Annotated in this window: 14 protein-coding genes; 12 read left to right on the forward strand and 2 right to left on the reverse strand. The window is 74.4% G+C overall.

The window, feature by feature from the left end; translation table 11 throughout:
- Nucleotides 1–358 precede the first annotated feature (358 nt).
- Nucleotides 359–1,228, forward strand: coding sequence for a hypothetical protein (locus tag HS045_RS30430; RefSeq protein WP_196455064.1), 870 nt, complete (start codon nucleotides 359–361; stop codon nucleotides 1,226–1,228).
- Between the two features lie 305 nt (nucleotides 1,229–1,533).
- Nucleotides 1,534–2,202 carry a hypothetical protein gene (locus HS045_RS30435; protein WP_196455065.1) on the forward strand — a complete coding sequence of 223 codons (669 nt, stop codon included), beginning with the start codon at nucleotides 1,534–1,536 and terminating at the stop codon, nucleotides 2,200–2,202.
- Between the two features lie 181 nt (nucleotides 2,203–2,383).
- Here the strand turns inward: HS045_RS30435 and HS045_RS30440 are convergent, their stop codons facing one another.
- Together HS045_RS30440 and HS045_RS30445 are read right to left on the reverse strand one after the other, a co-directional pair.
- Nucleotides 2,384–3,343, reverse strand: coding sequence for a collagen-like protein (locus HS045_RS30440; protein WP_196455066.1), 960 nt, complete (start codon nucleotides 3,341–3,343; stop codon nucleotides 2,384–2,386).
- A 59-nt stretch (nucleotides 3,344–3,402) separates the two neighbouring features.
- Nucleotides 3,403–4,134 carry a hypothetical protein gene (locus HS045_RS30445; RefSeq protein WP_196455067.1) on the reverse strand — a complete coding sequence of 244 codons (732 nt, stop codon included), beginning with the start codon at nucleotides 4,132–4,134 and terminating at the stop codon, nucleotides 3,403–3,405.
- 239 nt (nucleotides 4,135–4,373) lie between these two features.
- Here HS045_RS30445 and HS045_RS30450 point away from each other — a divergent pair, with 239 nt between their 5' ends.
- The 10 genes from HS045_RS30450 (at nucleotide 4,374) to HS045_RS35955 (ending at nucleotide 12,818) form a co-directional block, all read left to right on the forward strand.
- The gene (locus HS045_RS30450; protein ID WP_196455068.1) at nucleotides 4,374–4,724 is read left to right on the forward strand and encodes a flagellar basal body rod protein FlgB; all 351 of its coding nucleotides are present in this window, start codon (nucleotides 4,374–4,376) and stop codon (nucleotides 4,722–4,724) included.
- 1 nt (nucleotide 4,725) lies between these two features.
- A complete protein-coding gene (locus HS045_RS30455; RefSeq protein ID WP_196455069.1) occupies nucleotides 4,726–5,142 on the forward strand; it encodes a flagellar basal body rod protein FlgC in 417 nt (138 codons plus the stop codon).
- A complete protein-coding gene (gene fliE / locus HS045_RS30460) occupies nucleotides 5,139–5,450 on the forward strand; it encodes a flagellar hook-basal body complex protein FliE (RefSeq protein WP_196455070.1) in 312 nt (103 codons plus the stop codon). The genes HS045_RS30455 and fliE overlap by 4 nt, the downstream gene beginning before the upstream one ends.
- Nucleotides 5,450–7,060, forward strand: coding sequence for a flagellar basal-body MS-ring/collar protein FliF (fliF, locus tag HS045_RS30465; protein WP_196455071.1), 1,611 nt, complete (start codon nucleotides 5,450–5,452; stop codon nucleotides 7,058–7,060). Before fliE ends, fliF begins: the two co-directional genes overlap by 1 nt.
- Before the next feature lies 1 nt (nucleotide 7,061).
- Nucleotides 7,062–8,075: a flagellar motor switch protein FliG gene (fliG, locus tag HS045_RS30470; RefSeq protein ID WP_196455072.1), complete on the forward strand. Its 1,014-nt coding sequence runs from the start codon at nucleotides 7,062–7,064 to the stop codon at nucleotides 8,073–8,075.
- Nucleotides 8,059–8,724, forward strand: a complete 666-nt coding sequence (locus tag HS045_RS30475) for a FliH/SctL family protein (RefSeq protein ID WP_196455073.1) — start codon at nucleotides 8,059–8,061, stop codon at nucleotides 8,722–8,724. Before fliG ends, HS045_RS30475 begins: the two co-directional genes overlap by 17 nt.
- Complete coding sequence (locus tag HS045_RS30480; protein WP_196455074.1) at nucleotides 8,721–10,028, forward strand: FliI/YscN family ATPase; 1,308 nt, start codon at nucleotides 8,721–8,723, stop codon at nucleotides 10,026–10,028. Before HS045_RS30475 ends, HS045_RS30480 begins: the two co-directional genes overlap by 4 nt.
- 143 nt (nucleotides 10,029–10,171) lie before the next feature.
- Nucleotides 10,172–10,606 (forward strand): flagellar FliJ family protein, encoded by a 435-nt coding sequence (locus HS045_RS30485; RefSeq protein WP_196455075.1) that lies wholly within the window; start codon nucleotides 10,172–10,174, stop codon nucleotides 10,604–10,606.
- Nucleotides 10,603–11,589, forward strand: a complete 987-nt coding sequence (locus tag HS045_RS30490) for a C40 family peptidase (RefSeq protein WP_196455076.1) — start codon at nucleotides 10,603–10,605, stop codon at nucleotides 11,587–11,589. The genes HS045_RS30485 and HS045_RS30490 overlap by 4 nt, the downstream gene beginning before the upstream one ends.
- Before the next feature lie 2 nt (nucleotides 11,590–11,591).
- Nucleotides 11,592–12,818: a flagellar hook-length control protein FliK gene (locus HS045_RS35955; protein ID WP_307827813.1), complete on the forward strand. Its 1,227-nt coding sequence runs from the start codon at nucleotides 11,592–11,594 to the stop codon at nucleotides 12,816–12,818.
- Nucleotides 12,819–12,838: the final 20 nt, after the last annotated feature.

The following is a 12,838-nucleotide window of genomic DNA, read 5'->3' on the forward strand; positions in this document are numbered from 1 at the left end:
GCGCCGACATCGCGGCCAACATCGCGGTGCTGGCCGACGCCGCGCACATCACCGCCGAGGGCGTGGGGGAGAGCCGCCGGGCCGCGGCCGACCTGGCCGAACTCTCGACCCGGCTGCACCGGCTGGTCTCCGGCTTCCGCTACTGAGACCCGGCGTCCCCCGTCCCCGGGGAGCACGCCCGGGGACGAGGCGCCGTGCGGGGGGCCGCCCACGATCACCGTGGGTGACCCCCCGTATTGTTTTTGCAAATCAACGGTTTTATCAACTAAAAGTGTCGTCGTAGGAACCGACTGTGATATTTGGTAATAAATGGCTGATCGATTGGGTTGAAAGCTATTCTCCGGTGTAAAACTGTTTCATGTATTCCCTGGTCAGCGCCCCAGTCCTCGGTTTCGACCTGACACGACTGGACGGCGGAGCGGCGACCGCCGCAGTGCTCTCCCGCGCTCTGCGCCTTGATTCCCGCGACCTGGCGGCGCTGGCCCGGCGGCTGCCCGACGACGGAGTCCGCGCCCAGCTGTGGCAGGACATCCACGCGGCGACCGTGCTGCGCCCCACCGTCCGCAGCCTCTCCCAGCAGGACGCCGAGGGCGCCCTCGCCCTGCTGGAGCGGGCGCCCATCGGCACCCCCGACGCGCTGCTGCACTGCGTCCGCCACGACGTGCTCGGCTGGACGTGGCAGGAGCAGGAGGGCGTCCGCCGCCAGGACGACACGGCCTCCGCCGCCACCGCCGTCGTCTGCGACGCGGTGATGGCCACCTACCTGCGCGAGCTGCTGCCGGCCGACACCCGGCGGCGGCTGGCCGTCGGCTGGCTCGCCGCCACCCGCGAGCTGCCGGACCGCCCCGTCGACACCGGCCCCCAGCACGAGGCCGTCACGGGACTGTGCCGGCGCATCGAGACGCTCGGCGCCTCCGACCTGGAGCGGCTGACCGCCCTCGGCGACCGGACCCGCCTCGACTCCTCCGGCTGGTCGCAGGCCGTGCACGAGGCCTCGTGGGCGGTGCACATGTCCGACCGCGTGCGGGCCGCCGCCGCCGCGCAGTTCGAGCTCGTCCAGGCCGTCGACGCGGCCGACGTCCCGGTCGCCGACCGCGCGGGCGGCGTGTGGAACCTGCTCAGCGGCGCCGTGCACGCCCTGACCGTCGCCGACCTGCTCGACGCGGCGCTGCTCGGACGGCTCCTGGACCCCTGCCTGGGCGTCCTGGGCCTGCCGGTCCTGCGCTGAGCCGGGTCGGCCGGTCCTCCGCCGCGTCCGTCCTGCGCCGAGCCGGATCGGCCGGTCCTGCGCTGAGCCGGGTCGGCCGGTCCTCCGCCGCGTCCGTCCTGCGCCGAGCCGGGAGGCCGCCGACCTCCGCCGCGTCCGTCCCCCGCCGGACTCCGGGCCGCCGCCCGCCCCGCCCCGCCGCCCCCTCGCGCGGTGGGGCGGGCGGTGAGGACGAGATGTTTCTTCGGGTTTTTCCTTCAGTGGGTCTTCGCGCTGCCGATCAGGAGAGTCATCCCTACTGTCGGTAATCGGAAGAGGACGCCGTGTTGAACAGCAGGAAGACCTGGGCCGCGCTCGCCGTCGCCGCCGCCGTGACCGTGGGCGTGCCCGCGACCGCCGGCACCGCCAACGCCGCCCCCAAGAAGCCCGCCAAGGCCGCGACGGCCAAGCAGGTCGCCGCCGCAAGGGCCGCGCAGGCCAAGGCCGCCGCCGCGGCGAAGGCCGCCGCCGCGAAGGCCGCCGCCGCCGCGAAGGCCGCGCAGGCCAAGGCCGCCGCCGCCGCCAAGGCCGCCGCGGCGAAGAAGGCCGCGGAGGCGGCCAAGGCCGTGCAGCCCGTCACCGCGGTCGGCGTCGTCACCGCCGTGGACGCCGCCGCCGGCACCGTCACGGTGCAGGCGGCGAGCGGCTCCAAGCTCGTCGCGGGCACCGCGGCCGTGTTCAAGGTCTCCGCCACCACCAAGGTCACCAAGGACGACGAGAAGACGACCCTCGACGCCCTGGCCGCCGGGGACAAGGTCACCGTGAACGGCGTCAAGTCCGCCGCCGGTCTGTTCGCCGCCCACGTCAACGCCACCAGCCCCGAGCCCGTCGCCGAGCCGGAGCCCGTCGAGGACCCGGTCGTGGACCCGGTCGAGGACCCGGCCGCCGACCCCGAGCCCGCCGAGGACCCCGCGGAGGACCCCGCCCCGGCCGAGGACCCCGAGCCCGCCGTCTGACGGCTCCGTCCACCGGACCGGCCTGAACCGGGAACAAACCCCGGACACGCGGGAGAGCCCGGGCTCGCACGAGCCCGGGCTCTCCCGTCGGTGTTTCCGCCCGTCTTCCGTCCGTGGTCGGGACCGGCGATCTCGACGACGTGCAGGGGACTGTCCAGGGCGCGGGACGGTTCCCGCCACGTCAGGGGCGCAGGGCGGTCCAGGAGGCGTAGTCGTGGACGGCCATGCCGGCGTAGGCGGGATAGAACACGGCGGCGGCGTCGACCGCGGACAGGGCGGTGTCCAGCGCCTGGCGGCCCTGCTCGTGGAAGGTGCAGTAGGGGCAGTCGGGCAGGGCGAGGGTTTCGGCGGCCAGCCGTACCGGGCGGCCCGCGAGCTGGCCGCGCAGCAGCATGTCCTGGCCGACGTCGATGATCGAGCCGGGTCCGGTGGCGGTGTCGCGGTAGCTCATCACGGTGATCGCGTCGACGCGCGCCAGGACCGCGTCGGCCAGGGTGGAGCCCTCCGCGGGCACGGTCTCGTACCAGAACGGCACGTCGGCCTCGAGCGGCCGGGGGTCGGCGTCGCGCAGCCTGGCGAGCAGGCCGAGGAAGGCCGCGGTGGTGCCCGCCTGGTCGGTGTGCCACTCGTTCAGGTGGTACGGCTCGACGTCGACGTGGGTGGTGCGGAACAGGCCGGTGCCCATCGCGGCGCGCTGCCAGGCCAGGGCGGCGGCGTGGTCGAAGGTCCAGCCGGGTTCGCCGCCCAGGGCGGACAGCCGGACCCCGGCGGCGTCGGCGCGCTTCTTGAGCTGCTTGAGCCGGGTCAGCTCGGTCCTGGTGATCTTCGTGGGGACGTGGACGAAGATCTCCTTGACGGCGTTGGCGGTGGCCCAGTCCATGGTGGCGGCGGGGTCGCTGCGCTGCCACAGCCACATCGCCCGCGGTCCGGGGACCGCGGTGGAGGCGGCGGCGGGTACGGCGAGCAGCGCGCACAGGCTCGCGACGGCGGCGAGCGCGCCCACCGCCCGGCGCAGCCCGCGCAGCCCCCGCGGTCCCCGCAGCCCGCGCAGTCCCCGCGGTCCGCGCGGTCCGGGGACTCCGCGCGTCCCGTGCGGGCGGGGTCCGGTGGAGCGCGAGGTCGAGCGCGAGGTCGTCGGCATGTCCTGCTCCTGTTCGTTCTGCGTTCCGTACCCCGCCGCCGGCGACAGGCGCACGAGGGTCAGCGTGCGACCGACAGGTGCACGTGGTCGAAGTGGTTGGCGGTGACGCCGCCGCGGTCCTCCATCAGGCGCCAGCCCTCGCCCGCGCGGGAGGGGTTCCAGATGTGCTGGGCGAAGATCACGTATTTGACGCCCAGGCGCTCGGCGTTGTCCTTGAGGTGGTTGGCGATCGCCCAGCCCTCCTTGAGCCTGGCGGCGGAGGGCATCTTCCCGCCCGAAGTGATCATGAAGTCGGCGGCCTTGCCGGTGGGGTGGTCGCTGCCGGGCATGCCGCCGTCGGCGCGCCAGGCGCCGATCGCGGAGAACCTCCCGAACGTCGCGTCGACCTCCTCGATGGCCCTGCGCATGGTGGGGGTGATGCGGCTGCCGCCCCCCAGGACCGTGGAGGGCGCGTGCGTCGCGGTGACGCCCCCGGCCACGGATGCGGGCGCGTCCACCGCGCCCGCCGTCCCCGGTGCGGGAGCGGTGGAGGCCGCGGTGGCGCCGCCCGCCGTACCCCGGGCGGCGGTGGACGCGCCCGCACCCGTGGCCGCGGCGGACGCGGTGGACGCGCCCGCATCCGTGGCCGCGGCGGACGGGGAGGTCGTCGTGCCGCCGCCCCGCGCGGCGGTGAGCTCGGCGGCGAACTCCCGACCGGAGGCGCCGGAGACACCGGAACGGGATCCGAGCTGCGTGAACCGGCCCTGCAACTGGGTCACGCGGGCCTGGATCGCGGCGATGCCGTCGGTCATCGTGGGGTCTCCTCCTGGCCGCGCGGGCACGGGACTCGGCGAAAGCGGGCATCCTGCCCATCGGCAGGCGGGCGGCCCGATCTGAGGACTTGAGAGACAAACATGACCTTCCGCCCCGATTTAATCCGGGGAAAACCTCAGGACCCCTCCGCGCCGTCCGATGGGCCTATCTGAGCAGGGAGAGCTCACCCCGTTGCGCCAAGGATCGGCGGCCGTAGCAGAACGAACGGAGTCTGTTCGTGCTCCAGGACGTCACGTCCAGCGTGGTGCGCGTCGCGCTGAAGGGCCTGGCCCAGCGCCAGCGTGTGATCGCAGACAACATCGCCAACATCGAGACTCCCGGATTCCTCGCCGGCCGCGTCCAGTTCGAAGAGGCCCTGCGCACCGCCGTCGAGACGGGGACGTCCCCGCGGGAGGTGTCCCCGGAGGTCGCCCGCTCCCTGGAGCCCACCCGGGAGAACGGCAACAACGTCAATCTCGACCACGAGACCTTGTCGCACATGGACACCTCGCTGCGCTACCAGACGATGCTCAAGGCCCTGGACGCCAAGTACGGCATGCTCCGCTCCGTCATCAGGGGAGGTGCGTGAGATGAGCGCCGCAGGACCCTTCCGCGCGATCGGCATCGCCGGCACCGGTGTGACCGTCTACCGCAAGTGGCTGGACGCCGTGTCGGACAACATCGCCAACATCAACAACGCCGCCCCCACGAGCGGTGAGGCGTTCCGCGCCCGCTACGTGACGGCGCAGGCCGTCGACTACGGGTCGGGCACCGGCGGCGTCCAGGTCGGCGGGATCGAGCTGGGCAGCGGCGAGGGCCGTCTGGTCCACGAGCCCGACAACCCCCTCGCCGACGAGAACGGCTACGTGCGCTACCCCGACATCGACCTCGGCGCCCAGATGGGCCAGCTGATGATGGCCCAGCGCGCCTACCAGGCCAACCTCTCGGTCGTCGACCGCGCCTACGACGCCTACCAGGCCGCACTCCAGATCGGGAGGAACGGATGAGCATCCAGCCGATCGGCCCCGTCGCGGGCCCCCTGCGCATCACCGGTCCCGCCGAGGTCGGCGGGGCCGCCGCCCCGAGCGGCACCGCCGAGGTCTTCGGGAACCTGCTCACCCAGGGCGTCGACACGCTCCAGCGGACGCAGGCCACCGCCGACTCGCTGGCCGTCAAGGCCGCCACCGGCGACCTGCAGGACGCGCACGACTACATGGCCGCCAGTACGGAGGCCGCCCTCGCCACCCAGATGACCGTCGCCATCCGCGACAAGGCCGTCGCCGCCTTCACCGAGATCATGAGGATGCAGGCCTGATGCAGGAACGCGCGCTCGCCGCCCTCCGCAAGGCCCGCTCCTCGTTCGCGTCGTTCAGCACCGGGCAGAAGGCCGTCACCGTCTCCCTCGTGCTGGCCATCGCGGTCGGCGGGTTCTTCTTCTCCCAGTGGGCCGCCAAGCCGGTGTACGGCACGCTGTACTCCAACCTCTCGGGCTCCGACGGCAACGCGATCGTCGAGCAGCTCACCGCCGACGGCGTCCCGTACCAGCTGACCGACGGCGGCGGCACGATCATGGTGCCGCAGGCGCAGGTCTACGACCTGCGGCTGAAGATGAGCGGCCAGGGCCTGCCGACCCAGGCCGACGGCGGCGGCTACTCCCTGCTGGACAAGCAGGGCGTCACCACCTCCGACTTCATGCAGCACGTCGGCTACCAGCGCGCCCTGGAGGGCGAGCTCGCCAGGACGATCAAGGCGATCGACGGCGTCACCTCCGCCAGCGTGCACCTGGCGATCCCGCAGAAGGACGTCTTCGCCGACGACGCCGCCAAGCCGACCGCCTCGGTCCTGGTGGGCACCCAGCCCGCCAAGCCGCTGACCAACAGCCAGATCAAGGCCGTGGTGAACCTGGTCAGCTCCAGCGTCGAGGGCATGGCCCCGGCCGACGTGACGCTGGCCGACTCCAGCGGCCAGGTGCTGGCCGCCGCGGGCGAGCAGGCCCTCACCGGCGCCGGCAGCGAGCGCGAGGAGCAGACCCAGTCGTTCGAGCAGCGCATGGGCGGCTCCCTGCAGCAGATGCTCACCCAGGTCCTGGGCCCGAACAAGGCCGTCGTCAAGGTCACCGCCGACCTCGACTACGACCAGACCGAGACCAAGAGCCAGCGCTACGTCAGCGACCCGGCCCTCCCGCCGCTGTCGTCGACGACCAAGGAGGAGACCTACGCCGGGGGCGGCACGGCCACCGGCGGCGTCCTCGGCCCCGACAACATCCAGGTCCCGAGCGCCGGCGGCGGCAACGACTACAAGTCGACCACCGAGACCCGCGACAACGCCGTGGGCCTGGTCACCGAGACCCGCAAGACCGCCCCCGGCAAGGTCCGCAAGCTCGACGTCGCGGTGCTGGTCGACGGCCAGGCCGCCGCCGGGGTGGACACCGCGGAGATCCAGCGGATCGTCTCCTCGGCCGCCGGGATCAACACCCAGCGCGGCGACACCATCGCCGTCTCGGCGATGCCGTTCGACGACAGCACCGCCACCAAGGCCGCCGCCGACCTGGCCGCCGCGGCCAAGGCCGAGCAGGACGGCCGCACCACGGAAATGATCAAGATCGGTGTGCTGGCCCTGGGCATCGGGCTGCTGTTCCTCATCGCCTGGCTGCGCGGGCGCAAGCAGCGCCGCCGCTCGCAGCTGAGCAAGGCCGAGCTGGAGAAGCTGGAGGCCATGCAGGCCGAGCTGGAGCGGGTGCGCCTGCAGGCCGCCATCGAGGCCGCCGAGCGCGAGGCGCTGCCCGCCGGCACCGGCGAGGCGCCCGCCGAGCCGGACTCCAACCGGCGCGAGGAGCTCCGGGACGAGATCTCCGGCCTGGTCGACCGGCAGCCCGAGGAAGTCGCCCAGCTGCTGCGCGGCTGGCTCGCCGACAGGAGGAGCTGACATGCCGATGGTCGAGACGATGAGCGGTCTGCGCAAGGCCGCCGTGCTCCTGGTCCAGATGGGCAAGGACGACTCGGCGAAGGTGCTCGCGCAGCTGCGCGAGCCCGAGGTCGAGGAGCTGACCGCCGAGATCGTGCGGCTCGGCACCGTCGACCCCGGCGACGCCGTGGACATCCTCACCGAGTTCCGCGACCTGGCGGTCGCCTACCGCTACGCCGGCCAGGGCGGCATGGACTTCGCCCGCGAGGTGCTGGAGGCGACGCTGGGCCGCGAGCGGGCCAGCCAGATCGTCGAGCGCCTGTCGGCGTCGCTGGTCGACATGCCGTTCAGCTTCCTGCAGCGGGCCGACCCCCGCCAGGTGCTGGGATTCGTCCAGGACGAGCACCCGCAGCTGATCGCGCTGGTGCTGGCGCACCTGCCGGCGCACCTGGCCTCGCAGATCCTGTCGGGGCTCAACCCCAACCTGCAGGCCGACGTGGCGCACCGCATCGCGGTGATGGACCGCACCTCGCCCGACATCATCCGCCAGGTGGAGTCGTTGCTGGAGCGCAAGCTCTCGTCGGTCCTGCAACCGTCCGACCTCTCCGCCGTGGGCGGTCTGCAACCGCTGGTGGACATCATCAACCGTGCCGACCGCGTCACCGAGCGCCTCATCCTGGAGGGGCTGGAGGGGCGCAGCCCCGAGCTGGCCGAGGAGGTCCGCAGCCGGATGTTCATGTTCGAGGACGTCGTCCACCTCGACGACCGCGCCGTCCAGCTCGTGGTCCGGCAGGTCGAGACCGTGGACCTGGCCACCGCGCTCAAGGGCGTCGGCCAGGACGTGCTCAACAAGATCACCAAAAACCTGTCCGAGCGGGCCGCCGCGAACCTCGTCGAGGAGATCGAGCTGCTCGGCCCGGTGCGGCTGCGCACCGTCGAGGAGTCCCAGGCCAAGATCGTGCACGCGATCCGCGCCCTGGAGGAGTCCGGCCAGATCGTGATCCGGAGAGGGGACGAGGATGAGTTCGTCGCCTGAGACCGTCCTGCGCGGAACGGACACCCGCACCTTCAGCGCCGCCCGCTTCGCCACCGACTTCGGCGTCACCACGAACGTGCCGGCCGAGGTCATGGACGGGGTCCGCGCCGAGGCGCGGGCCGCGGGATACGCCGCGGGCTGGGCCCAGGGACTGGAGGAGGCGCGCCGCAACACCGCCGCCGAGCACCGGGACGAGGCCGAGCGCGTCGCGCGGGCCGAGGCCCGGAAGATCGCCCGGCTGGAGAGCGCGCTGACCGCGATCGCCGCCTCGGCCGCCCGGCTGGAGCAGCAGACGGCCCCCGGCGCCGCCGAGCTCGAGGACCTCGTCGTGCAGACGGCCTTCGCGATCGCCGAGGCGGTGCTCGGCCGGGAGGTCGCGCACAGCCCCGAGCCCGGCCGCGAGGCCCTGGCCCGGGCCCTGGAGCTGGTGCCGGAGAGCCGTCCCGTGCTCGTCCGGCTCAGCCCCTCCGACCACGCCGCCATGGTCGGCGCCGGACAGAACACCTTCGAGGTCGACGGCCGCAGCGTGACCATGGTCGTCGACCCCCGCCTCAAGCCCGGCGACGCCGTCGCCGAGTGCGACGCCACCTCCGTGGACGCGCGCCTGAGCGCCGCCGTACAGCGAGTCAAGGAGGCCCTGGGCCTGTGATCTCCGCCACCATCGACACCCGCCTCCGGGCGGCCGTCGCCGCCGCGCGGCCCCGCGCGACCGGCCGCGTCGCGGCCGTCGTCGGCCTCTCGGTCGACGTGGAGGGCGTGTCCGGCAGAGTGGGCGACCTGGTCGTCCTCGGCGACGGCCCCGCGGCCGTCCCGGCCGAGGTGGTGGCCCTGTCCGGCGGGCGGCTCAGCTGCCTGCCGCTGGGTTCGCTGACCGGCATCGGCGTGGGCAGCCCCGTCACCGCCACCGGCGACGCGCTGCGCGTCCCGGTCGGCGAGGCGCTGCGCGGACGCGTCCTCGACGGCCTCGGCCGGCCGCTCGACGGCGGCCCCTCGCTGGCCGGCCTGGAGATGGTCCCGGTGGAGAACGAGCCGCCGCCCGCCCTGCAGCGCCGCCGCATCCTGGAGCCGATGCCGCTGGGCGTGCGGGCCATGGACACCATGATCACGGCCGGGCGCGGGCAGCGCCTGGGCATCTTCGCCGGTTCCGGCGTCGGCAAGTCCAGCCTGATGTCCATGATCACCCGCGGCACCGAGGCGGAGATCACCGTCGTGGCGCTGGTCGGCGAGCGCGGCCGGGAGGTCCGGGAGTTCATCGAGAACGACCTGGGCCCCGAGGGCCTGGCCCGCTCCGTCGTGGTCGTGGCCACCTCCGACCAGCCGCCGATGGTGCGCCTGCGCGCCTGCTTCACCGCCACCCGGATCGCCGAGTGGTTCCGCGACCAGGGCCGCGACGCGCTGCTGCTGATGGACAGCCTCACCCGGGCCGCCATGGCCCAGCGCGAGGTCGGCCTGTCGGCGGGCGAGCCCCCGGCGACCCGCGGCTACCCGCCGTCGGTGTTCGCGATGCTCCCCCGGCTGCTGGAGCGGGCCGGGCCCGGGATCGACGGCAGCATCACCGGCCTGTACACCGTCCTCGTCGACGGCGACGACCACAACGAGCCGATCGCCGACGCGGCGCGCTCGATCCTCGACGGCCACGTCGTGCTCGACCGGCGCCTGGCCACCGCCGGGCACTTCCCGACGATCGACGTGCTGGAGTCGGTCTCCCGCGTCGCCGGGGCGGTGACCAGCCGCGAGCAGCGCGCCGACGCCATCGCGCTGCGCCGCATCCTCGCCGCCCACCGCGACGTCCGCGAACTGGTGGAGATCGGCGCGTACGTGCCCGGCACCAACCCGGACGCGGACCTGGCCCGCGCGCTGTGGCCGCGGATCGAGGCGTTCCTCCGCCAGGACATGGAGGAGCAGACCACGGCGGCGCAGGCCTGGGAGGGACTCCGGTCCCTGCTGGCCTGAGGCGGGACGGCGCCGTGCCCCTCCGCCCCGGTACGGCCTCCCCGGCGGGTCTCCTGCCGAGACCTCCGGCGCAGACCTCCGGTAGAGACCTCCCCGCATGACCGACTCCCCCGGCCGGAACCCGGCAGCCAAGGAGATTTGAGATGAGCCCACGTTTCCGTCTGTCGTCGATCCTGCGGGCCCGCAGGGCCCAGGAGGACGCCGCCAAGGGCGGGGTGGCCCGCGCCCGCGCCGCGGCCGGGGCCGCCGACCGCGAGGTCGAGGCGAAGGAGACCGAGCTGCAGGGCCGGATGATCACACCGGTCCCGTCCGACGCCGCCGCGTTCGTCGCGGCGATGGCCGCGCGCCGCGCGGTGGCCGGGGAGCTCTCGCTCAAGATGCAGAAGGCCGAGGAGGCCGCGCAGCGGGTCGGCGCCGGCGTGGAGGCCTGGAGCGCCGCCTCCCAGCGCCGCCGCATGGTGGACAAGCTCGCCGAGCGCCACCAGGCCGCCCTGCGGCAGGCCGACGCGGCGGCCGACCAGCGCGCCGTGGACGACCTCCCGCTCCGCCGCCGCACCGACCGGGAGAACGGCCGATGAGCCTCATGGACATCGTGGCGCGGATCGGCCGGCTGGAGGCCCAGTTCGGTACGGTCACCTCCGCCGGCTCCGCCGCCTCGGCGGCCGACTTCGCCGCGGCGCTGAAGACGGCCCGGCAGACCGGCGCGCCCTCCGGGACCGCCGCCTCCGCCGGAACCGGGCAGACCGGCCAGGCGGCGCAGACCGAGCAGGCGGCGCAGGGAACCCGGGCCGCCTCCGCGGCGGGCGCGGTCACCGGCGGCTCCACCGGCGGGGTCACCGGCCAGGACGTCGTCGACCAGGCCCGCAGGTACCTCGGCATCCCCTACCTGTGGGGCGGCACGGACCCCGAGCGGGGCCTCGACTGCTCCGGACTGGTCCAGCTCGTCTACAAGAAGCTGGGCGTCTCCCTGCCGCGCGTCTCGCAGGACCAGCAGAACGAGGGCCGCAGCGTCCCCAGCCTGAAGCAGGCCCGGCCGGGCGACCTGCTGACCTTCGGCTCGCCCGCGACGCACATCGGCATCTACATCGGCGACGGCAAGATGCTGCACGCCCCGCGCACCGGCGACGTCGTCAAGATCGTCGACATGGACGACTACTACCGTAAGCCCACCGACATCCGCCGCATCCTGAGCGACGAGGCCGCGGGCGCCGCCCGCGCGGCCACGGCCCGGCCCGCCACGGCCGCCGCGGTCACGCCTACGGCCGCCGCGGTCACGCCCACCGCCACTGCGATCCCGGCCTCGCTCGCGGGCGTCCTGTCACCGGCGGGCACGCCGTCCGGGACCGGCGCGGGAACGGCCCTGAACGCCGCGCTGTCGGCCGCGATGCAGGCCGGGTACGGCGCCGGCCCGACGAGTTTCAGCGGATCGAGCGGTTTGCCGCAGATCTCGGCCGGCGCTGCCGATGGGCTGGGCAACGGCCTGTTCGATCCCGCCCAGGCCTACATCCGGACCATCCAGCCGGTCATGAACGGCCTCGGACAGCAGGAGATGCGATCTTGACCGTGCCTTCGATCCCCCTGGCGGGGAGTCCGTCCGCGATGACGGCTCCCTCCGGTGAGGGGCAGACGGGCCAGAGCGGGGCCGGTGACGCGTTCGCGGCCCTCTTCGCCCTGCTCGCGGCCGGAGGTCCCCTGCCCCCGGGCGTCCTGCCCGTTCCCGGCGGCTCGGGCGGCTCCGACGGTGCCGCCCAGACGACCCCGGCGGCACCGGTCGGCGGCCCGCTCACCGCGCAGGCCCTGCTCGCCGTCCAGATGCAGACCCGGCTCCAGGCGCAGCAGGCCGGGACCGACCTCGCCGTCCCGGCCCCGCCGAACCTCCAGGGCCAGGCCGTACCGGCGCAGGCCCCGTCGTTCGCACTCCCGCTCCCGCAGACCGCGGCCTTCCCTGCCGGTACGGCGGGCGAGACGGCGACCGCCCTCACCGCCCCCCTCGCGCCCGCCGGTGCCCCCACCGGCGCGGAGACCCTCGCGTCCGCCGTCCAGACGGCTCTCTCCGCCGCGACGACGGACGCCACCGCCGGTACCGCCGCCGAGCCCGGCGCCGCCGTGGACGCCCCGGCGGGCACTCCGGCGCCGCAGGACATCCCGGATCAGGCCGTCGCCGCGGCGGCCGCGGGCTCCGGCGCGGGCGCCTCCACCGGCGAGGACGCCTCCCGCCGCTCCGGCACCGGCGCGGCCGAGGCGACCGGCGCGGCCGGGCAGGCCGTCCCCCAGGCCACCGCCACGACGCAGGTGACGGGGCCGGAGCGGGTCTCCGCGCCCGCCCCCCAGCAGCCCGCCCCGCCCGCCTCCCAGATCGCCGTCCACGTGCTGCCGCTCCGCCAGGACCCGGACGGCATCCACCGGCTCACCGTCCACCTGCACCCCGCCGACCTCGGCCCGGTCAGCGTCGTCGCCGAACTGCGCAACGGCGCCGTGCACCTGCAGCTCGCCGGGACCAGCGACGGCGCCTTCGACGCGCTGCGCTCGGCCCTGCCCTCGCTCCGCCAGGAACTGGAGGAGGGCGGGTTCTCCGCCTGCACCCTGGACCTGCAGCGCGAGGCCCCGGGCGACGGCCGCCGGCCCGGCGAGCAGACCCAGCAGTTCTCCGAGCAGGGACACCGGGGCCAGGCCGCCTCCGGTCCCGCCGCGACGGGCCGCGCCGGGGACGCCTACCAGAACGCCCCCGCGCCCGCCGCCGGCCTCCCCGCCGACGGACCGGGCTCCCGCATGCTCAACGTCCGCCTGTAGCACCGCCTCTCGCAGGGAAT

Source organism: Planomonospora sp. ID82291 (assembly GCF_015711645.1).
Classification (GTDB): Bacteria; Actinomycetota; Actinomycetes; order Streptosporangiales; family Streptosporangiaceae; genus Planomonospora.